At 67.2% G+C, this 18,138-nt stretch carries 24 protein-coding genes; 4 read left to right on the forward strand and 20 right to left on the reverse strand.

Annotated elements, in window-relative coordinates; genetic code table 11:
- Both imuA and F3J10_RS21075 read right to left on the reverse strand, forming a co-directional pair.
- Positions 1-440 (reverse strand): translesion DNA synthesis-associated protein ImuA (gene imuA, locus F3J10_RS21070; RefSeq protein WP_167242914.1); only part of this gene is annotated, 440 nt, incomplete at its 3' end.
- Positions 441-600: 160 nt separating this feature from the next.
- The gene (locus tag F3J10_RS21075; protein ID WP_166913634.1) at positions 601-1,416 is read right to left on the reverse strand and encodes a MetQ/NlpA family ABC transporter substrate-binding protein; all 816 of its coding nucleotides are present in this window, start codon (positions 1,414-1,416) and stop codon (positions 601-603) included.
- Between the two features lie 249 nt (positions 1,417-1,665).
- On the opposite strand from F3J10_RS21075, the gene F3J10_RS21080 reads away from it, so the two are divergent.
- Positions 1,666-1,956 (forward strand): YciI family protein, encoded by a 291-nt coding sequence (locus F3J10_RS21080; protein WP_025097033.1) that lies wholly within the window; start codon positions 1,666-1,668, stop codon positions 1,954-1,956.
- A 16-nt stretch (positions 1,957-1,972) separates the two neighbouring features.
- Here the strand turns inward: F3J10_RS21080 and F3J10_RS21085 are convergent, their stop codons facing one another.
- From F3J10_RS21085 to F3J10_RS21105, 5 genes are read right to left on the reverse strand one after another with little or no spacing between them, the layout of a single operon-like run.
- Positions 1,973-2,587, reverse strand: coding sequence for an SCO family protein (locus tag F3J10_RS21085; protein WP_017919477.1), 615 nt, complete (start codon positions 2,585-2,587; stop codon positions 1,973-1,975).
- An 8-nt stretch (positions 2,588-2,595) separates the two neighbouring features.
- The gene (gene cyoE, locus F3J10_RS21090) at positions 2,596-3,498 is read right to left on the reverse strand and encodes a heme o synthase (protein ID WP_025097035.1); all 903 of its coding nucleotides are present in this window, start codon (positions 3,496-3,498) and stop codon (positions 2,596-2,598) included.
- 12 nt (positions 3,499-3,510) lie between these two features.
- Positions 3,511-4,620, reverse strand: coding sequence for a COX15/CtaA family protein (locus F3J10_RS21095; protein WP_167242915.1), 1,110 nt, complete (start codon positions 4,618-4,620; stop codon positions 3,511-3,513).
- A 37-nt stretch (positions 4,621-4,657) separates the two neighbouring features.
- Positions 4,658-5,317: a cytochrome c oxidase subunit I gene (locus tag F3J10_RS21100; protein ID WP_036036262.1), complete on the reverse strand. Its 660-nt coding sequence runs from the start codon at positions 5,315-5,317 to the stop codon at positions 4,658-4,660.
- Between the two features lie 35 nt (positions 5,318-5,352).
- Positions 5,353-6,081 (reverse strand): SURF1 family protein, encoded by a 729-nt coding sequence (locus tag F3J10_RS21105; RefSeq protein WP_167242916.1) that lies wholly within the window; start codon positions 6,079-6,081, stop codon positions 5,353-5,355.
- An 87-nt stretch (positions 6,082-6,168) separates the two neighbouring features.
- Here F3J10_RS21105 and F3J10_RS21110 point away from each other — a divergent pair, with 87 nt between their 5' ends.
- Positions 6,169-6,378 carry a twin transmembrane helix small protein gene (locus F3J10_RS21110; RefSeq protein WP_013699452.1) on the forward strand — a complete coding sequence of 70 codons (210 nt, stop codon included), beginning with the start codon at positions 6,169-6,171 and terminating at the stop codon, positions 6,376-6,378.
- A gap of 79 nt (positions 6,379-6,457) precedes the next feature.
- On the opposite strand, the gene F3J10_RS21115 is transcribed toward F3J10_RS21110, so the two are convergent.
- From F3J10_RS21115 to F3J10_RS21150, 8 genes are all read right to left on the reverse strand, one after another.
- Positions 6,458-7,318 (reverse strand): cytochrome c oxidase subunit 3, encoded by an 861-nt coding sequence (locus F3J10_RS21115; RefSeq protein WP_013699453.1) that lies wholly within the window; start codon positions 7,316-7,318, stop codon positions 6,458-6,460.
- Positions 7,319-7,414: 96 nt separating this feature from the next.
- Positions 7,415-7,603 (reverse strand): DUF2970 domain-containing protein, encoded by a 189-nt coding sequence (locus tag F3J10_RS21120; protein WP_025097040.1) that lies wholly within the window; start codon positions 7,601-7,603, stop codon positions 7,415-7,417.
- A 31-nt stretch (positions 7,604-7,634) separates the two neighbouring features.
- Entirely contained in the window at positions 7,635-8,219 is a 585-nt protein-coding gene (locus tag F3J10_RS21125) for a cytochrome c oxidase assembly protein (protein WP_013699455.1), read from the reverse strand.
- Positions 8,220-8,256: 37 nt separating this feature from the next.
- A complete protein-coding gene (locus F3J10_RS21130; protein WP_013699456.1) occupies positions 8,257-8,400 on the reverse strand; it encodes a cytochrome oxidase small assembly protein in 144 nt (47 codons plus the stop codon).
- Positions 8,401-8,469: 69 nt separating this feature from the next.
- Positions 8,470-10,077 carry a cytochrome c oxidase subunit I gene (gene ctaD, locus F3J10_RS21135; protein WP_013699457.1) on the reverse strand — a complete coding sequence of 536 codons (1,608 nt, stop codon included), beginning with the start codon at positions 10,075-10,077 and terminating at the stop codon, positions 8,470-8,472.
- Positions 10,078-10,132: 55 nt separating this feature from the next.
- A complete protein-coding gene (gene coxB, locus F3J10_RS21140; protein ID WP_167242917.1) occupies positions 10,133-11,746 on the reverse strand; it encodes a cytochrome c oxidase subunit II in 1,614 nt (537 codons plus the stop codon).
- Between the two features lie 43 nt (positions 11,747-11,789).
- Positions 11,790-12,266: a DUF2244 domain-containing protein gene (locus tag F3J10_RS21145; RefSeq protein WP_013699459.1), complete on the reverse strand. Its 477-nt coding sequence runs from the start codon at positions 12,264-12,266 to the stop codon at positions 11,790-11,792.
- 236 nt (positions 12,267-12,502) lie between these two features.
- Positions 12,503-13,465, reverse strand: coding sequence for a methyltransferase domain-containing protein (locus F3J10_RS21150; RefSeq protein WP_205200387.1), 963 nt, complete (start codon positions 13,463-13,465; stop codon positions 12,503-12,505).
- Positions 13,466-13,547: 82 nt separating this feature from the next.
- On the opposite strand from F3J10_RS21150, the gene F3J10_RS21155 reads away from it, so the two are divergent.
- Positions 13,548-14,330, forward strand: a complete 783-nt coding sequence (locus F3J10_RS21155) for a ComF family protein (RefSeq protein WP_167242919.1) — start codon at positions 13,548-13,550, stop codon at positions 14,328-14,330.
- A gap of 188 nt (positions 14,331-14,518) precedes the next feature.
- Complete coding sequence (trmL, locus tag F3J10_RS21160) at positions 14,519-14,989, forward strand: tRNA (uridine(34)/cytosine(34)/5-carboxymethylaminomethyluridine(34)-2'-O)-methyltransferase TrmL (protein WP_047836724.1); 471 nt, start codon at positions 14,519-14,521, stop codon at positions 14,987-14,989.
- Positions 14,990-15,035: 46 nt separating this feature from the next.
- Here trmL and F3J10_RS21165 read toward each other — a convergent pair whose 3' ends face one another.
- The 5 genes from F3J10_RS21165 to F3J10_RS21185 all read right to left on the reverse strand — a co-directional run bounded on the left by F3J10_RS21165 (position 15,036) and on the right by F3J10_RS21185 (position 18,107).
- Positions 15,036-15,557 (reverse strand): O-acetyl-ADP-ribose deacetylase, encoded by a 522-nt coding sequence (locus F3J10_RS21165; protein ID WP_025097045.1) that lies wholly within the window; start codon positions 15,555-15,557, stop codon positions 15,036-15,038.
- Between the two features lie 239 nt (positions 15,558-15,796).
- A complete protein-coding gene (locus F3J10_RS21170; protein WP_025097046.1) occupies positions 15,797-16,795 on the reverse strand; it encodes an NAD(P)H-dependent glycerol-3-phosphate dehydrogenase in 999 nt (332 codons plus the stop codon).
- A 28-nt stretch (positions 16,796-16,823) separates the two neighbouring features.
- The gene (gene secB, locus F3J10_RS21175; RefSeq protein WP_013699465.1) at positions 16,824-17,306 is read right to left on the reverse strand and encodes a protein-export chaperone SecB; all 483 of its coding nucleotides are present in this window, start codon (positions 17,304-17,306) and stop codon (positions 16,824-16,826) included.
- 121 nt (positions 17,307-17,427) lie between these two features.
- Positions 17,428-17,688, reverse strand: coding sequence for a glutaredoxin 3 (gene grxC / locus F3J10_RS21180; RefSeq protein ID WP_013699466.1), 261 nt, complete (start codon positions 17,686-17,688; stop codon positions 17,428-17,430).
- Positions 17,685-18,107, reverse strand: coding sequence for a rhodanese-like domain-containing protein (locus F3J10_RS21185; RefSeq protein WP_025097047.1), 423 nt, complete (start codon positions 18,105-18,107; stop codon positions 17,685-17,687). The genes grxC and F3J10_RS21185 overlap by 4 nt, the downstream gene beginning before the upstream one ends.
- Between the last annotated feature and the right edge of the window lie 31 nt (positions 18,108-18,138).

The raw sequence follows: 18,138 nt of genomic DNA on the forward strand, positions 1-18,138 counted from the left end.
TGGCGCCGCAGCACGTCGGCGGGCGCGGCCTCGACCTGCCAGAACAGCAGCGCGCCACAGCATCCCGTCTTCAGCGATTGCTCGGCTGTCCACAGCGCATCGCGACGATTCCCTGTGCGTAACCACAGCAGTGCATCGAGCGGCACGCCGAGTTCGGCCAGCGCCGCCGCGTGCGGCGGATGCGGCGGCGCGACCAGCGCCAGCGGCCGCGACTCGGCCACCGTGCCGGCCAGTCCGGGCGCGAGCAGCCTCATCTCGCCGCAGCCCGCATGCGGCACCAGCAGCTCGACCAGCCCGCCCATCGGCCAGCCCCCGCCCGGCAATTCGGCCGACAGCGCCGGATAACCCGTCGCGATCGTGCGCGGGCCGCCCCGGGCGAGCTGGGAGCCTCGCCAGAGAGACGGATGCAGCGATTCGAGGGGGATGGGAGACGCAGACATTGGGCGGACGATTACTGTACGTTTATACAGTATAGGGGAAGCCGCCCGGCCTCGTACAGATTTCGAGATGGAAAGCCCGAAGGGCCTGAACCCATCACGCCACAACCGACGAAAGGCCCCGCGGGGCCTTTCGAGAAGAAACGATGGGTCGAACCGACGCTTAGAACGACGGGACCATCGAACCCTTGAACTGCTTGTTGATGTAGTCCTTCACTTCCGGCGACTGATAGGCGGCCACCAGCTTCTTCACCCAGGGCTGGTTCTTGTCCTGGGCGCGCACGGCGATCAGGTTCGCGTAGGGGCTGGTCAGCGATTCCAGCGCGATCGCGTCCTTGGTCGGCTGCAGGTTCGCGGCGATCGCGTAGTTGGTGTTGATCACGGCCGCGTCGACGTCGCCGAGCACGCGCGGCAGTTGCGCCGCATCCAGCTCGGTCAGCTTCAGTTTCTTCGGGTTGCTCGCCACGTCGAGCACGGTCGCGTTGTTGCCGCCCGTGCCGGCGCCGGCCTTCAGCTTGATCACGCCCTGCGCCTGCAGCAGCAGCAGCGCGCGGTTCTCGTTCGACGGATCGTTCGGCACCGCGAGCTTCGCGCCTTCCGGCAGGTCCTTCAGCGACTTGTACTTCTTCGAGTAGACGCCGATCGGCGAGATGTAGGTCAGGCCCGCGCTGACCAGCTTGTAGCCGCGCTGCTTGACCTGGCTGTCGAGGTAGGGCTGGTGCTGGAAGCTGTTCGCGTCGAGGTCGCCCGAGTCGAGCGCGGCGTTCGGCTGCACGTAGTCGTTGAACTCGATCACCTTCACGTTCAGGCCTTGCTTCTCCTTGGCGACCTTCTGGACCACCTGCCAGACCTGCGCGTCCGGGCCGGCGACCGTGCCGACCTTGATCACCTTGTCCTGCGCCTGCGCGCCGAGGGAAAGGCCGAGAGCCGCGCTGGCCGCGACGGCGGATACCACCTTGAAGAGATTGCGACGCTTCATCTGTTGTTCTCGCTTGCTGTAGTGCTGTTGCCGTACCGATTGGATCGAAGGAGCGGCGCGGCTCGTGGCTGCCCGCCCCCAAAGACTGCGCATGGTGTCACAGGATGCAGGCCAAGTGAAATACATCCCGCTCATATGGGTATGCACCGCAACGGGGAAGGCCCGCGCGCTGTTCAGGGCCGGGCCGCCGTGCTAAAAACGCTTCGGCGCGGCACCCGATGAACGCGCCGCTTCCGCACAGGACCTCGCATGTACGTGATCGACATCCATTACATCGCGCCGCTCGAGCGCGTCGACGCCGCCCTCGACCGCCATCGCGCCTATCTGCAGGTGCAGTTCGAGAACGGCGTGTTCATCGCCTCGGGGCCGAAGGTGCCGCGCGACGGCGGCGTGATCCTCGCCGCGCGCATCGAGCGCGAACGGCTCGACGCGATCCTGGCGGCCGATCCCTTCGTGATCGAGGGACTCGCCACCTACACCGTGACCGAATTCAAGACCACCCGCGTGGCCGCCGGGCTCAACCTGCCCGCGCTGCCCTGAGCGAGGCGCTCGCCGTTCAGCCGAGCAGCAGCTTGAGGTCGTGCACCCACGGCCCCGGCCCTTGCCCGTCACGCACGAACAGGCGCAGCTTGCCGTCGGGATCGAACACGTAGCTCGCGGCCGTGTGGTCCATGGTGTAGCTGCCCGGCGTCTTGCCGGCCGCTTTCGCGTAGTAGATCCGGAAATCCTTGGCGACCTGCCTGAGCTGCGCATCGTCGGCGGGACGCAGCGCGATGAACGAGGGATCGAAGGCGGCCACGTACTGGGCGAGCAGCGGCGCCGTATCGCGCTCGGGATCGAGCGTCACCAGCAGCACCTGCACGCGCTTCGCCTCGGGGCCGAGCTGCTGCATGGCCTGCGCGAGCTCGGCCAGCGTGGTCGGGCAGACGTCGGGGCAATGCGTGTAGCCGAAGAACAGCACCACCGCACGGCCCTTGAAATCGGCGAGCGTGCGCAGCTTGCCCGAACTGTCGGGCAGCGAGAAATCCTTGCCGAACTGGGTATTGCCGGTGATGTCGAGATTCTGGAAGGCAGGCTGCTGGTCGCAGCCGGCCAGCCCGCCCGCGAGCAGCAGGGCGCCCGCGCAGGCGGCCAGCCAGCGACGCCGCGAGAACCGGGAAGCGAGGCTCACGTGCGCAGTCAGAAGCCGAGCAGCGGACGTGCGTAGTGGTCCACCAGCAGCGCGGCGAACAGCAGCGACAGGTAGACGATCGAGTAGCGGAACGCGCGGCGCGCGAGCGCATCGGAGTAGTCGACATAGACCTTCCACGCGTAGGCGAGGAAGATCGCGCCGAGCACCACCGCGCTGGCCAGGTAGACCACCCCGCTCATGCCCGAGATGAAGGGCATCAGCGTCACCGCGAACAGGATCACGGTATAGAGCAGGATGTGCAGGCGCGTGAACTTCTCGCCATGCGTGACGGGCAGCATCGGCAGGCCCGAGTTCTCGTAGTCCTTGACGCGATAGAGCGCGAGCACCCAGAAGTGCGGCGGGGTCCAGACGAAGATGATCAGCACCAGGATCCAGGCGTCGCCGGGCACGCTGCCCGTCACCGCCGCCCAGCCGAGCGCCGGCGGCATCGCACCCGAGGCGCCGCCGATCACGATGTTCTGCGGCGTGGCGGGCTTGAGCAGCAGCGTGTAGATGACCGCGTAACCGACGAAGGTGGCGATCGTCAGCCACATCGTCAGTGCATTGGTGAAGGTGTAGAGCGTCCAGGCGCCCGCGCCGCCCAGCACCGTCGAGAAGGCCAGGATCTGCGGCGTGGTGATCTCGCCGCGCGCCGAGGGGCGCCAGGCGGTCCGGCGCATCTTCGCGTCGATCTTCTGTTCGACCAGGCAGTTGATCGCGAACGCGGCGCCGGCCAGCAGCCAGATGCCGACGGTGCCGCCGATCAGCACGCGCAGCGGCACCATGCCCGGCGTGGCGAGGAACATCCCGATGACTGCGCAGAACACCGCGAGCTGGGTGACGCGCGGCTTGGTCAGCGCGAAATACTGCGACAGGCGGCTGCCGGGGGACTGGGAAAGCGTGGATTCCATGTGCGTGGGGCGTCAGGCGGGCGCGATATCGCGCGCGGGGAGCGCGACGCGGCCGGGACGACTTGAAAGGATTCGAAAGTTTAACATGACCAGCAACAGCAGCAGGATCGCGGCGCCGCCGTTATGCGCCACCGCGACCGGCAGCGGCCACTGCAGGACGATATTGGTCAGGCCCGTGACGAACTGGACCACCACCACCAGCAGCACGCCGTCGGCGGGCCGCCGCAGCGAGGCATAGCGGCGCATGCGCCAGGCGAAGGCCACCAGGTAGGCGATCACCACGAAGGCGAAGGTCCGGTGGGTCCAGTGGATCGCCACCAGCGCGTCCTGGGTGATCACCTCGCCGTCGGCCGACATGCCCAGCGCGCGCCACAGGTGGAAACCGTGCCCGAAATCCATCGGCGGCACCCATTGGCCGTTGCAGGTCGGGAAATCGGTGCAGGCGAGCACCGCGTAGTTGGTGCTGACCCAGCCGCCCAGCGCGATCTGCACCACCAGCAGCAGCAAGGCGGCCAGCGCGGCGGCGCGATGGCGCCCCGCCTCAGGCTCGTGGGCGGGCAGCGGCGTCATGCGCGCGGCCAGCCAGCCGAGCGCGCCCAGCAGGCTGAGCCCGAGCAGCAGGTGAATGGTGACGATCACCGGCTGCAGCTTCATGGTGACGGTCCAGGCGCCGAACGCGCCCTGCACCAGGATCAGCAGCAGCAGGCCGGTGGGCCACCACGGCGACACCGACAGCGGCCGGCGCCGCGCGCGCGCCACCCAGGCGATCAGCACCTGGGCGATGATCAGCACGCCGATCGCCATCGCGAAGTAGCGGTGGATCATCTCGATCCAGGCCTTGCCCATGCTGACCGGGCCCGAGGGCATCGCTAGGTGCGCGGCCGAGATCGCCGCGTGCGCGACGAAGGGTGAGGAGGTGCCGTAGCAGCCGGGCCAGTCGGGACAGCCGAGCCCGGAATCGGTCAGGCGCGTGAAGCCGCCGAACATCACGAGGTCGAGCGTGAAGAAGGTCGTCATCCAGACGAGCTTGCGGAACTTGTCGTCGTCGGCCTTCACCCACACGTAGGACAAGGGCAGCAGCGCGATGGTCAGGCCGATCAGGCCCAGTTGCAGTAGGTACATCCCGGAATTCTCGTTGAGCCGCGGCCGCCGACCGGCCTCAGCCGATGCTCGACCACTTGAGCAGCTTCGTCATGTCGTTCTTGATCTTGCTGGGGTCGGGGTCCTTCGGGAAACGCATCATCAGGTTGCCGCTCGGGTCGACCAGATAGATGTGATCCCGTGCCTGCGTGCCCTTGTCGGCCGGCAGCCAGGCCTCGACCGCGGCGGGATCGACGATGAAGCGCCGCGTGTCCGGATAGGCGGCGAGGAGCTTCGCGTCGACGCTGCCGGCATCGCTGCGCAGCCAGACCATGGTGATCCGCTGCCGCTCGCCGCCCTGCGTCGCGCGCACCTGCCGCATGAAGTACAGTTTCCGGGCGCACGCATCATCGCACAAACTGCCGTTTTCCATCACCAGCAGCCAGACCCCGCGCAGCGAGGCGAGCGCCACCTCGCGGCCGCTTTCGTCGGTGCCGGTCAGCGTCGGCGGGATCGGCCTTTGCGGATCGATCAGCGCGCCATAGTTCGTGGAGCCGCCACGGGGCTTGATCACGTAGTAGGTGAAATAGGATGCGATGACCGGCGCCGCGCAGATCAGGAACAGCGCGAGCACCACCCAGCGGCCACGTTGCCAGGAGCCTTTCTGCGACGATGTGCCGCGCCCTGACTGGGCCGGTGCGGGACGGGATGACTGGGTCGACACGGGGTTCCTCTTCATATCAATCATGGCGGGGCGGCTGGTGTTCGCGCACCTCAGGCCGGGTCCGAGGAAGCTTCACGCGACGGTTTCCTGGCCGCGCGGCGTGCCGCGTAAAGCCCGAAACCGGCAGCGGCGGCGGCCATCGCCCACCACTGCACCATGTAGCCGTAGTTGCGGCCGACGTCCTGGGTCGGTTGCGGCCAGTCGCGCACCAGGCCGTCGCCGCTGTCGCTGGTCTGCTGGATCACGTAGGGCTGCAGCGGCAGCCCAATCTCGCGCGCATAGCCGGCCACCTCCAGATTCTGACGAATCCTCTGATGCGCGGCCGAACCGCCGCTGCCGAGCTCGAAGGCGCGCGAGGCATCGGCGCGCGCGATGCCCTCGATGCTCACCTCGCCGCCCGGCGTCGTGAACGGCGCGATCGCCGTGCGATCCGAACTGTTGCGCGGCAGCCAGCCGCGATTGACCAGCACCGTGCCGCCGTCGGCAAGCCGCATCGGCATCACCACGTAGAAACCGGGCTGGTCGCGATAGGGGCGATTGTCGAGGAACACGGCCTGGTCGGGCAGGAAACGGCCGCTGGCCCGCACGCGACGAAACTCGACCGCCTTCAGGACCACCGGCGCCGAACCCGCCACGAACGGGGTCGCATGCTCGTAGCGCAGCACGTTCGCCTCCAGCGCCTCCTTCTGATGCGCGCGATCGCGCTGCCAGAAGCCGAGCCGCACGGTCAGCGCGATCACGGCGAGGATCAGCAGCGCGGGCAGCCAGCGCAGCTTCATGTTCGGACTCCGGAACGATCCCGCGCGCGCGAGCGAAGTGAGATAATCCCCGGGTCATCGACGCCACGCCGCTCAACGGCCAGTTCCATGCACATCCTCGTTCCCATCGCCTTTGCGCTGATCCTCGCGAGCCTCGCCTCGGCCCTCTATTTCATGATGCACGACCGGGGTCAGACGAAACGGATGGTCTGGTCGCTCGCCACGCGTGTCGGCCTGTCGATCTCCCTGTTCCTGTTCATCCTGTTCGCGAACTGGATGGGCTGGATCCATTCGACCGGCATCCCGCTCGGCCGCTGAGGCGACCTCCCTCGTTCTCCATCCCGCTCCTGCAGCGGGCCGGCATGTTCATGCCGGCCACGGCCCTGCCCGCCCCCGCTTAGGACAGCCAGTACACCACCACGTAAAGCCCCAGCCACACCACGTCGACGAAGTGCCAGTACCAGGCCGCGCCCTCGAAGGCGAAATGGTGATCGGGCTTGAAGTGCCCGCGCAGCATCCGCACCAGCACCACCGTCAGCATGGTGCCGCCGAGGAACACGTGGAAACCGTGGAAGCCCGTCAGCAGGAAGAAGGTCGAGCCGTAGACGCCCGAGGCCAGCGTCAGGTTCAGCTCGTGATAGGCGTGGAAATACTCGAAGCCCTGCAGGAACAGGAAGGACACGCCGAGCACGATGGTGGCCGCCAGCCAGGCGATCGCCTTGCGGCGGTGATCCTCGCGCAGCGCGTGGTGCGAGACCGTCAGCGTCGCGCCCGAGCTCAGCAGCAGCGCGGTGTTGATGGTCGGCACCGGCCACGGGCCCATGGTGCGGAAGTGCCCGGCCAGCGCCGCCGGCCCCTCGTTGGGCCAGACCGCGCTGAAGTCCGGCCAGATCAGCCGGTAGTCGAGGCTGCCGAGCTGGTGCATGGCGATCTCGCGGGCATAGAACAGCGCCCCGAAGAAGGCGCCGAAGAACATCACCTCGGAGAAGATGAACCAGCTCATGCTCCAGCGATACGACTTGTCGACGCGCTGGCCGTACATGCCGCCTTCCGATTCGGAGATCGCGTCGCCGAACCAGTGGTAGAGCACGAACAGCACCCACAGCAGGCCGAGCACCACGGTGATCGGCGCCCAGCCGTGGCCGTTGATCCAGAGCGCCACCGAACCGAGCATGACGAGCAGGCCGAGCGCCGCGCTGATCGGATGCCGTGACGGATGCGGTACGAAGTAGTACGGGATTTCGTTATGACCGCTCATGCTTGATTCTCCATTTCAGTCCTGTTGTTTCCGGAATGCTCCGGACCGCCTCGCGTCCCTGTCTCATGTCCCCACCTCACGCCTGCACCCGCCGAGCTAGCCGACCACCGCATGCACCACCAGCAGCAGCACGCCGATGAACAGCGCCGCCGCGATCAAGGCCGCCAGCAGCACGTGCAGCGGATTGAGCGACTGCGCGTCCGCCTCGAGGTCGCTGCGCTTGCGCACGCCGAAGAACGACCACATCACCGCCTTCAGGGTCTTGCCGATCGAACCTTGCGCCATGACGTCTCCCGCCCGCCCTCGTGACCGCCGCTCACACGCCCGGCTTGGCCGGCGCGCCCGCCGCCACCGAGGCCGGCGTATTCAGTTCGAAGAACGTGTAGGACAAGGTGATGGTCTTCACGTCCTTCGGCAGCGCCGGGTCGATCACGAACACCACCGGCATCCGTCTCGACTCGTTCGCCTTCAGCGTCTGCTGCGTGAAACAAAAACACTCGATCTTCTTGAAATACTCGGTCGCCTGCCTCGGCGCATAGCTCGGGATCGCCTGCGCCACCACCGGGCGGCCCTGGCCGTTGGTGACGTCGTAGACCACCGTCATCACCTCGCCGGGATGCACGTCGAGGCTGCGCTGCTCGGGCCGGAAGCCGAGCGGGCCGCGCGCATTGGCGTCGAGCTCGACCGAGATGGTGCGGCTCATGTCGACCTGCGTATTGCGCGCCTCGCGCGCGCTGACGTCGCGCTGCACCAGGTTGTTGATGCCGGTGACCTGGCAGATCGCGCGATAGATCGGCACCAGGGCGAAACCGAATCCGAACATCAGGGCCGCCACCACCACGAGCTTGAGCAGCATCGCGCGGTTGAACAGGCTGTCGGCATCGGCAAGCGGTTTCGACATGGTGAGGAATCCTCTCCGTCAGGCGATTACGTCGGCGTCATGAGGTCGAAGCGATCCACTGGTTGACGACGGCGATGGTGAAGAAGGCGGCGACCACGGCCAGCAGGATCAGGCCGAGACGCCGGTTGCCCGCGCGGATCTGCGCGGGGGTGCGTGCTGCCGGGCTACGGTTGCGGTTCATCGGCTCGGGCGCCTCGGGCGCTGGGTTGGGCGCCGCCGCCCGGGCCGGGCGACCAGCGCGTGTGCTGCGTCAGTCGACCGTCGGCGGGTTCTCGAAGGTATGGAACGGCGCCGGGCTCGGGACCGTCCATTCCAGGCCGATCGCGCCGTCCCAGGGCTTGTCGGCCGCCTTCTCGAGTTCGCCGCCGCCGCGATAGGCGGGCAGCGCGACCGCGAACAGGAAGTAGACCTGGGCCAGGCCGAAGCCGAACGCGCCGATCGTGGCGATCTGGTTGAAGTCGGTGAACTGCGCCGGGTAGTCGGCATAACGACGCGGCATGCCGGCCAGGCCGACGAAGTGCATCGGGAAGAAGGTGACGTTGAAGAAGATCATCGACGCCCAGAAGTGGATCTTGCCGCGCATCTCGTTGTACATCCAGCCGGTCCATTTCGGCGACCAGTAGTACCAGCCCGAGAACAGCCCGAACAGCGAACCCGCCACCAGCACGTAGTGGAAGTGCGCCACCACGAAGTAGGTGCCGTGGTACTGGATGTCGAGCGGCGCCATCGCCAGCATCAGGCCTGTCAGGCCGCCGAACGTGAACACGAACAGGAAGCCGATCGCGAACAGCATCGGGGTCTCGAAGCTCAGCGAGCCGCGCCACATGGTGGCCACCCAGTTGAACACCTTCACGCCGGTCGGCACCGCGATCAGCATGGTGGCGTACATGAAGAACAACTGCCCGGTGACCGGCATGCCGGTGGCGAACATGTGGTGCGCCCAGACCATGAACGAGAGGATGGCGATCGAGGCGGTGGCGTAGACCATCGAGCTGTAGCCGAACAGCGGCTTGCGCGAGAAGGCCGGGATCACCTGCGAGACGATCCCGAAGGCCGGCAGGATCATGATGTAGACCTCGGGATGCCCGAAGAACCAGAAGATGTGCTGGTACATCACCGGGTCGCCGCCGCCGGCCGCGTTGAAGAACGAGGTGCCGAAGTGGCGATCGAACAGCACCATGGTGATCGCGCCGGCCAGCACCGGCATCACGGCGATCAGCAGGTAGGCCGTGATCAGCCAGGTCCAGGCGAACATCGGCATCTTCATCAGCGTCATGCCGGGGGCGCGCATGTTGAGGATGGTCACCACGATGTTGATGCCGCCCATGATAGACGAGGCGCCCATCAGGTGGACCGCGAAGATCGCGAAGTCCATGCCCGGGCCCATCTGCGTGGACAGCGGCGCGTAGAGCGTCCAGCCTGCCGCGGTCGCGCCGCCCGGCGCGAAGAACGAGCCCACCAGCAGCACCGCCGCCACCGGCAGCAGCCAGAAGCTGAAGTTGTTCATGCGCGCGAAGGCCATGTCCGAGGCGCCGATCTGCAGCGGCACCATCCAGTTCGCGAAGCCCACGAAGGCCGGCATGATCGCGCCGAACACCATGATCAGCCCGTGCATGGTGGTCAGCTGGTTGAAGAACTCGGGACGCATGATCTGCAGGCCCGGCTCGAACAGCTCGGCGCGGATGCCGAGCGCCATCACGCCGCCCGACAGGAACATGACGAACGAGAACAGCAGGTACAGCGTGCCGATGTCCTTGTGATTCGTCGCGAACAGCCAGCGTCGCCAGCCATGCGGAAGCTCGTGCGCGTGATCGTCGTGCGCGTGTCCCGCGGTTACGTCGTGTCCAATGCTAGACATGGATGTCTCCTGATCCGTATTCCGATTGACGTCGACCCAGACGACGAACGATCCGTCAGGCAGCCGGCCCGATTTCGACGCGGCGTGCTTCCTTCGCGTCGGCGCCGCCGGTGATCGTCTGCGGCTTCTTCAGCACGATGCGATCCTCGGCCACGCCAGCGGCCTTCAGCGCGTCGCGCACGGCCTGCGCGCGATGCTTGGCGAGTTCGGCATTGGCCGAGGCCGAACCGGTCTTGTCGGTGTAGCCGGACAGCGCGAGCTTGGCGTCCGGATGCGCGCTGGCGTACTGCGCCGCCGCATCGATCGCCGCCTTGGCATCGCCCGGCAGGTCGCTCTTGTTGGTATCGAAGTAGATGGTGGCCGGCAGCGCGGCGGCCTGGGCCCCGGCATTCGAGCCCGCATCCGAGGCGGCGGCGGCCGGCGCCGATGCCTCGGCGGCCGATGCGCCTGCCGCCGGCGCGGCCGCGGCCTGCGTGCCGCCGCCCTCGGGCATCTTGCCGTTGCGCGCGTCGGTGACCTGCCGGGGTTGCAGCACGTCGCCGGTGTGGTTGCCCCAGGAATTGCGCTCGAAGGTGATCACCGAGGCCAGGTCGACGTCGGACAGCGAGGCCCAGCTCGGCATCGCGCCCTTGCCGTGCAGCACGATGCCGACGTGCTCGGCGATCGGGCCGTTGGCGATCTTGCTGCCGTCGAGCGCCGGGAACGCGCCCAGGCCCTTGCCGTTGGGCTGGTGGCAGGCCGCGCAATTGGCCTTGTAGACCTCCTCGCCGTGCGCGATCAGCTCGGCGCTGGTCCAGACCTTGTTCGGATCGAGCACGGTGGCGGCCGCCTTGGCCTTCTCGTCCTTGACCCACTTGTCGTAGTCCTCGGCCGACACCACCTTCACCACCACCGGCATGTAGGCGTGCTCCTTGCCGCACAGCTCGGTGCAGAAGCCGCGATAGGTACCGACCTTCTCGGCCTTGAACCAGGTATCGCGCACGAAGCCCGGGATCGCGTCCTGCTTCACGCCGAAGGCCGGCACGTACCAGGAATGCACCACGTCGTTGGCCGTGGTGATGATGCGAACCTTTTTATCGACCGGCACCACCAGCGGGTTGTCGACTTCCTGCAGGTAGGTGTCGCTGATCGGCTGCTGGCCGTTCACCTCGCTGCGCGGGGTGGTCAGCGTCGAGACGAAGCTGATGCCCTCGCCCGGCCCCTTCACGTAGTCGTAGCCCCATTTCCACTGGTAGCCGGTGACCTTCACGGTCAGGTCGGCATTGGTGGTGTCCTTCATCGCCACCACCGACTTGGTGGCCGGCAGGGCCATCAGCACCACGATCACGAACGGCACGATGGTCCAGATGATCTCGACCGTGGTGCTCTCGTGGAAATTGGCGGCCTTGTGGCCGCGCGACTTGCGGTGGGCGAAAACCGAATAGAACATCACGCCGAACACGCCGACGAAGATCACCGTGCAGAGGATCAGCATCATGGTGTGCAGGTCGTACAGTTCCTGCGCGATCTTCGTGACGGGGGGCTGGAGGTTGATCTCGTTGACGCGGGGGCCGCCCGGGCTGTCGCCGACGGCCAGTGCCGCACCGGACGCGATGAGTCCGCAGACTGCCAGCAAACCAGTGAGGGCGCGCTTGATTGTTTTCATGGCTTCCTTACCCAAAATTGTCATTCCTACCCTCCCCGCCGCCGGCAGCTCGCGGCGGCCGCCTCGATCAGCCGCAACGCATCAACCACAGACGCAACTCGCGAGCGAACTGGGCTCGCCGATGCTGCGCGAGATGCTGCCCGACCACGACGCTCTGCCCGCGTGACACGATCCGCACCGGATCGCGCGGCGTGAGCCCCGCCTCGACCCGCACCCAGCGCGGATTGAACTCGAGGCGCGTCATGCGCTCCGCACTCATCCGCTCGATCAGCAGCCGATGAGGAAACAGCCTGATACGTTCGTAATCGACTGCGTGACGCGCATACATGGCGAATGCAACGCCGACTGCCAGCAGCTCGACGCCGGTGAACGGCAGCACGAGCCAGGCACCGCGCCACGACAGCAGCACGGCGATCGCAAGCGAGAAAGCGGCCAGCGACGCGTAGCACGCGACGAACTGGCGCGGAGACACCGAACAATTGCGCTTGATGAGCCAGTCCATCAGAACTGTTTCGGTGTCCGTGAAACCCATCGTTCCATCCATCGCTGCCTCTCGCGATCGGCATCGAAGCTGGCCCGCATCGGCCTCTGCCGCCCTGTATTGTGGGACGCTTGCAGGACGGCAAACTGACGCATTATAGGCGTGAAAAACCGCATCCACAAGCAAGCGCCTATTGCCCGCAAACCCAAGCTGGGCAAGCGTTCCAGCCATTTTATAAGGTTTTTTGGAGTCGTTTTCCAGTGCTAATTTCAAGCATAACGAAACCCCTCTTTACCGCGTCAAGGATTCTTGGGACGACCTCGCCCGATATCCTCGATCCGCACGATGCCATGGCCATCGGCGGTGGTGCGCGGCACGGCCTTCCAGGCGTGCCCGTAGATCACTTCGAACGTCAGCGCGATCGTGCCGTCGTCGCGGCGACGGGCCTCGAGCGCGTCCTTCAGGGCACGCAGCGTGCGCGCCGGCAGCCTCTCGCCGCCGTCGCGCGGGAACGGATAGGCGCCCCAGCGGCGCACGTCGGCCAACAGTGATTCGGGCGACTTGTAGGTGATGGTCAGCACTTCCTGGTCCATCACCGGGATTTCGAAGCCGCTTTCGACCAGCATGTCGCCGAGATCGTGCATGTCCACGAAGTCGATCACATGCGCGCGCGGCGCGCAATCGGTAACAGCCTCGGCTTCGGCATAGGCGGCACGCAATTCGCGCAGCGTATCGGGGCCCAGCGTGCTGAACATCAGCAGCCCGCCCACGCGCAGCACGCGTTGCCATTCGGGAAACACCAGGTCGGGGCGTGCATGCCAGTGCAGCGCGAGATTCGACCACAGGAAGTCGAAGGCCGCGCCGGCGAACGGCAGGGCCGCGAAATCGGCCTGCGCCAGGCGCGGGCCGCGCTGGCCCAGCGCCTTCGACAGCGTGGCCGGCAGGAAGCGCCGCCAACTGGTGTCGGCCGCCTCTTGCGTGGCGGCGCGCGCGAGCATCGCGGCGGATAGATCGATGCCGTAGACCGGCGCCTCGGGAAAACGCGCGCGCAGCAGCGGGAGATCGTCGCCGATGCCGCAACCGGCATCGAGCACGCCCGAGGGCGCCACCTTGATGTAGTCGAGACGCTCGCCCATGCGCTGCGCGATCTCGCGCGGCAGGAACGACACCGCGTCGAACGCGGTGGCACGGCGATCGAAGATCCGCCGCAGGTGCCGGGGATCATTGGCCGGACGGCCGGAAGGGGCGGAAACGGAGGACATGTCGGGCAAACTGGCGAAGTGCCCGAAGTATACTCGCTCGCCTCGCGGGCTTCAGCGCGGGCGGCCCTGACGGAGAAGCTCCATGCCGAAGCCTGGAATATTGCCGTGCAGCACGTCGCGCGGCCGTTTCGCGACAATACGCCGGGCCTGCGAACGGCTGCTCGTCGCTGCGTTGCCGAATCTCTGCCTGTTATGCGGCAATTCGTCACGCAACTTGATTTGCGAGGCCTGCGACATCGCATATTGGAACGAATCGCGGCTGCGCTGCCTGCAATGCGCGCTGCCGCTCGCGGCGGATCGCGCCGGCCAGGAAGCCCGCCTCGGCTATCGCTGCGAACGCTGTCGCACGGCACCGCCGCCGTTCGATGCGACGCTCGCGCTGGGCGACTACCGGCCGCCGCTCGACACGCTGGCGCTGGACCTGAAGTTCGGCGCGCGGCTGGCCGTCGGCAGGCTGTTCGGCGAACGGCTCGCGCGTGCCGCGGCCGACTTGCCGTCCGGCTCGGCCCGCGTGGACCTGGTGCTGCCGGTGCCGCTCGCGCGGCGACGCCTGATCGAGCGCGGCTACAACCAGGCCTGGGCGATCGCGCGGCCGTTCGCGCGCGACCTCGCGGTGCCGGCAGACGCGCGGCGGCTGGCGCGAAGCGTGGATACCGCGCCGCAGTCGCGGCTCGACCTGGCCGCGCGGCGCGCCAACGTCGAGCACGCCTTCGCCCTGAGCGGCGAAGTGCGCGGGCTGCACCTGGGGCTGGTCGACGACGTGATGACCTCGGGCGCCACGCTCGCCGCGCTGGCCGCCTTGCTCAAACAGGCCGGCGCGCGACGCGTGACGAATTTCGTCGCGCTGCGCACGCCGCGCGATTAGGCTGGACGGCAAGCGATCTGCGCCAGATCGTTGCCGATGCATCGGCTTCGCCAAAGCGTGCATCGAGGTGACGATACGGTGACGCGTCGCCGCCGCGTCATGCAGGGACGATGTATGGAGTGCCGTCGAGACACCGCCGGCACGACTGCATGCAGTCGAGGAAACATTTCAAGCAACTGGAAACGCATATGTTCAACGTCGTACTCGTCGAGCCCGAAATTCCGCCGAACACCGGCAACGTGATCCGTCTGTGCGCCAATACCGGCGCGCGGCTGCACCTGATCGAGCCGCTCGGCTTCCCGCTCGACGACGCGAAGCTGCGCCGCGCCGGGCTCGACTATCACGAATATGCGCAGATGCAGGTGCATCGCGACTGGGATGCCTTCCTCGCCCAGGAGCAGCCGGACCCGGCGCGCCTGTTCGCCTTCACCACGCGCGGCTCGGGGCGCTTCCACGATCACGCCTTCACGCCCGGCGACTGGTTCGTGTTCGGCGCCGAGACGCGCGGCCTGAGCGAGTCCATGCTGGAACGCTTCCCGAACGAGCAGCGCGTGCGGCTGCCGATGCGACCCGGCAATCGCAGCCTCAACCTGTCGAATACGGTGGCGGTGGTGGTGTTCGAGGCCTGGCGCCAAGCCGGCTTCGAGGGCGGCGCATGATGCGCTGCCGCATCGATGGCAAGCAATCCCAAATGATCGCCCGGCCTCAGAGCCGGGCGAGTTCGGTCTTGTAGTGCCCGAGCATGGCCTCGTCGAAGCAGGCGAACACGATGCGCGTGAAACCGGCGCCCGGCAGCATCGACACCACGGTGCTCACCGCGATCTGGACCGCGATCTCGGGCGGGAAGCGATACACGCCGCAGCTGATCGCCGGGAACGCGAGCGAGGCGCAGCCCGCCGCGGCCGCCACCTCGAGCGAACGCCGGTAGCAGGAGGCGAGCTGCTCGGCCTCGCCGGACATGCCGCCGTGCCAGACCGGCCCGACCGTGTGGATCACGTGCCGCGCCGGCAGATGGTAGGCACCGGTGAGCTTGGCGTCGCCGGTCGCGCAGCCGCCCAGGCTCCGGCATTCGGCCAGCAGTTCGGGGCCTGCGGCGCGATGGATCGCGCCGTCCACGCCGCCGCCGCCGAGCAGGGACTCGTTGGCCGCATTGACGATCGCATCGAGCGCGAGCGTGGTGATGTCGACTACGCGCGCGTCGACACGGGTGGCACCGATCATGAGCATGCTGGCCTCCGCCGGGCAGGCGCCGGATAGTCGGGATAAGCGCAAGCGTAGACGCGATGCGGGCGGGGCGCCAGCCGAAGGGAGCCCGGCCGGCACTTCGCGACGAACTCAAATGCCTCGCATCGGCGAAATTGGGCGACGAAGCGAGACGATCGAAGGATATTCAGGAAAACGAGAGGAATCCGGCACCGACTCGGGCGACAGGCACGCAACACCCTCGCCCGCCCGAGCCAACACGCTCATTCGGCCTTGGCGTCGCGGCGCAGCAGCCCGCTCACGGCGTCGCGCGGCGCCACGCCGTCGAACAGCACGCTGCAGACCGCCTCGGTGATCGGCATGTCGATCGCCTGGGCTTGCGCGAGGCCCAGCACCGCGCGCGCGCAGCGCACGCCTTCGGCGACATGGCCGAGCGCCTGGAGAATCTCCTCGAGCGACAGGCCCTGCGCCAGTTGCTGGCCGACCTTGCGGTTACGCGACAGGTCGCCGGTGGCGGTGAGAATCAGGTCGCCGAGCCCGGTGAGGCCCGTGAAGGTTTCGGCGCGGCCGCCGAGCGCCACGCCCAGCCGCGACATCTCGGCCAGCCCGCGCGTGATCAGCGCGGCGCGCGCATTGAGGCCGAGGCCGAGCCCGTCGGCAATGCCGGTGGCGATCGCCAGCACGTTCTTGACCGCCCCGCCCACCTCGACGCCGACCACGTCGTCGCCGGTATAGATGCGCATCGCGCCATGGTGGAAAGCCTGCAGCGTGCGATCGCGGCAGGCCGCCGAGCCGCTCGCCACGGTCAGCGCCACCGGCAGCCCCTGGGCCACCTCGCGCGCGAAGCTCGGCCCCGACAGCACGCCATGGCTGGCATGCCCCGGCAGCGCCTCGGCGATCATCTGGTGCGGCATCAGCTCGGTATCGGGCTCGAAACCCTTGCAGACCCATACCAGGTGCGCCGGCACGCAACCGGCATCGCGCATCGCCGCGCACATCGCGCGCAGCCCGGCCACCGGCGCGCCGATCACGCATAGCGCGTCGTCGGCCGCGCCATGCGCGAGCGCCGCCGCGAGCTCGGGCTCGCAGCGCAGCGCGGCGGGCAGCGGCACGCCAGGCAGATAACGGGAATTTTCATGATGGGCATCGAGCCCGGAGAGGAGCGCGCGATCGCGCGCCCACAACAGCGTATCGTGCCGCGCGGCCAGATGCGCGGCGAGCGCGGTGCCCCATGCACCGGCGCCGAGAACAGCGACTTTCATACCCAGCACCGGTTCGTGGGACGCGTGCTCAGTTCAGCGTGGTGCCGTTCGGCGCGCCGTTGGCGGCACCGGCCTGCTGCTGGATCTGCGCGAGGCGTTGCTCGTAGAGCGCCTGGAAGTTGATTTCCGCGAGGTGGATCGGCGGGAAGCCGGCGCGCGTGATCGCATCGGCGATGTTCGAGCGCAGGTACGGGAACAGGATGGTCGGGCAGGCGATGCCGACCAGCGGGTCGAGCTGCTCTTCCGGGATGTTGCGGATGTCGAAGATGCCGGCTTGCTTGGCTTCGATCAGGAACGCGACCTTGTCCTTGACCTTGGCGGTGACGGTACCCGAGACGACCACTTCATAAACACTTTCGGCCAGGCGTTCGGCCTTCACGTCGACTTCCACTTCAACCGACGGCATGTCCTGTTCGAGGAAGATCGCCGGCGAATTCGGCTGCTCGAGCGACAGATCCTTCAGGTAGATGCGCTGGATGTTGAAGAACGGCTGGTTTTCGACGTCGGACATGTTGGCTCCCTAAAATTGATGTGGCGGCGGCCGGTTTCCTCCGGCCACCCGGTTGTCTTGTCGTGCCCGCACGGCACGCAGCCCCGTCCCGGCGCCCGGGAGAGGCGTCATTCTGCCGGAATCAGGCTGCTTCCAGAAGCGGCAGCAGGCCACCTTCGCGGTCGAGCTTGGACAGGTCGTCGTAGCCCCCGACATGGGTCTCGCCGATGTAGATCTGCGGAACCGTGCGACGGCCGGTACGTTCCATCATCTCCGCGCGGCGCGTCGGTTCCTTGTCGATCAGCACCTTCTCGATCTGCTCGACGCCGCGCTGCTTGAGCAGGCGCTCGGCCATCATGCAGTAAGGACAGACCTGGGTGCTGTACATGACTACTTTATTCACTTCGCCACTCCTTGTTTGACGACCGGCATGCCGGCCTTCTGCCACTCGGCGACACCGCCTTGCAGCACATGGACCTCGCCGTAACCGGCTTCGCGCACAGCCTTGGCCGCCTTGTTCGATTGCTGGCCGTTCTGGCAGACCAGCAGCACCGGGGCACTCTTGTTCTTGGCAACCTGGCCGAGCCGGGAGGCCAGCTCGGCGTACTCGACCGAGCGCGCCGAGGGCAGGTGCCCGGCGGCATACTCGGCCGAGGGCCGCAGGTCGATCACGATCGCATTGCGCCGGTTGATCAGTTGGGTCGCCTCGGCGCTGGACAGGCCGCCGCCCCCGCGCCGCAGCGCGGGAACCACCAGCAGGCCGCCGGAAACGAGCAGGATCGCGATGAGCGCAAGGTTGGTGTAATCGGTAAAGAACGTCACGGAGGATCCGCCGCTAAAAAGAGAAATCGAA

The organism is Burkholderia sp. Cy-637 (genome assembly GCF_011753175.1).
GTDB classification, from domain to species: domain Bacteria; phylum Pseudomonadota; class Gammaproteobacteria; order Burkholderiales; family Burkholderiaceae; genus Burkholderia; species Burkholderia gladioli.

What these genes read in the sequence shown, in the direction of transcription:
- F3J10_RS21075 (WP_166913634.1), bottom strand. Translation starts at nt 1,416, where the DNA reads ATGAAGCGTCGCAATCTCTTCAAGGTGGTATCCGCCGTCGCGGCCAGC.
- F3J10_RS21080 (WP_025097033.1), top strand. Translation starts at nt 1,666, where the DNA reads ATGTACGTGATCGACATCCATTACATCGCGCCGCTCGAGCGCGTCGAC.
- cyoE (WP_025097035.1), bottom strand. Translation starts at nt 3,498, where the DNA reads ATGGAATCCACGCTTTCCCAGTCCCCCGGCAGCCGCCTGTCGCAGTAT.
- F3J10_RS21095 (WP_167242915.1), bottom strand. Translation starts at nt 4,620, where the DNA reads ATGTACCTACTGCAACTGGGCCTGATCGGCCTGACCATCGCGCTGCTG.
- F3J10_RS21100 (WP_036036262.1), bottom strand. Translation starts at nt 5,317, where the DNA reads ATGAAGAGGAACCCCGTGTCGACCCAGTCATCCCGTCCCGCACCGGCC.
- F3J10_RS21105 (WP_167242916.1), bottom strand. Translation starts at nt 6,081, where the DNA reads ATGAAGCTGCGCTGGCTGCCCGCGCTGCTGATCCTCGCCGTGATCGCG.
- F3J10_RS21110 (WP_013699452.1), top strand. Translation starts at nt 6,169, where the DNA reads ATGCACATCCTCGTTCCCATCGCCTTTGCGCTGATCCTCGCGAGCCTC.
- F3J10_RS21115 (WP_013699453.1), bottom strand. Translation starts at nt 7,318, where the DNA reads ATGAGCGGTCATAACGAAATCCCGTACTACTTCGTACCGCATCCGTCA.
- F3J10_RS21120 (WP_025097040.1), bottom strand. Translation starts at nt 7,603, where the DNA reads ATGGCGCAAGGTTCGATCGGCAAGACCCTGAAGGCGGTGATGTGGTCG.
- F3J10_RS21125 (WP_013699455.1), bottom strand. Translation starts at nt 8,219, where the DNA reads ATGTCGAAACCGCTTGCCGATGCCGACAGCCTGTTCAACCGCGCGATG.
- F3J10_RS21130 (WP_013699456.1), bottom strand. Translation starts at nt 8,400, where the DNA reads ATGAACCGCAACCGTAGCCCGGCAGCACGCACCCCCGCGCAGATCCGC.
- ctaD (WP_013699457.1), bottom strand. Translation starts at nt 10,077, where the DNA reads ATGTCTAGCATTGGACACGACGTAACCGCGGGACACGCGCACGACGAT.
- coxB (WP_167242917.1), bottom strand. Translation starts at nt 11,746, where the DNA reads ATGACAATTTTGGGTAAGGAAGCCATGAAAACAATCAAGCGCGCCCTC.
- F3J10_RS21145 (WP_013699459.1), bottom strand. Translation starts at nt 12,266, where the DNA reads ATGGATGGAACGATGGGTTTCACGGACACCGAAACAGTTCTGATGGAC.
- F3J10_RS21150 (WP_205200387.1), bottom strand. Translation starts at nt 13,465, where the DNA reads ATGTCCTCCGTTTCCGCCCCTTCCGGCCGTCCGGCCAATGATCCCCGG.
- F3J10_RS21155 (WP_167242919.1), top strand. Translation starts at nt 13,548, where the DNA reads ATGCCGAAGCCTGGAATATTGCCGTGCAGCACGTCGCGCGGCCGTTTC.
- trmL (WP_047836724.1), top strand. Translation starts at nt 14,519, where the DNA reads ATGTTCAACGTCGTACTCGTCGAGCCCGAAATTCCGCCGAACACCGGC.
- F3J10_RS21165 (WP_025097045.1), bottom strand. Translation starts at nt 15,557, where the DNA reads ATGCTCATGATCGGTGCCACCCGTGTCGACGCGCGCGTAGTCGACATC.
- F3J10_RS21170 (WP_025097046.1), bottom strand. Translation starts at nt 16,795, where the DNA reads ATGAAAGTCGCTGTTCTCGGCGCCGGTGCATGGGGCACCGCGCTCGCC.
- secB (WP_013699465.1), bottom strand. Translation starts at nt 17,306, where the DNA reads ATGTCCGACGTCGAAAACCAGCCGTTCTTCAACATCCAGCGCATCTAC.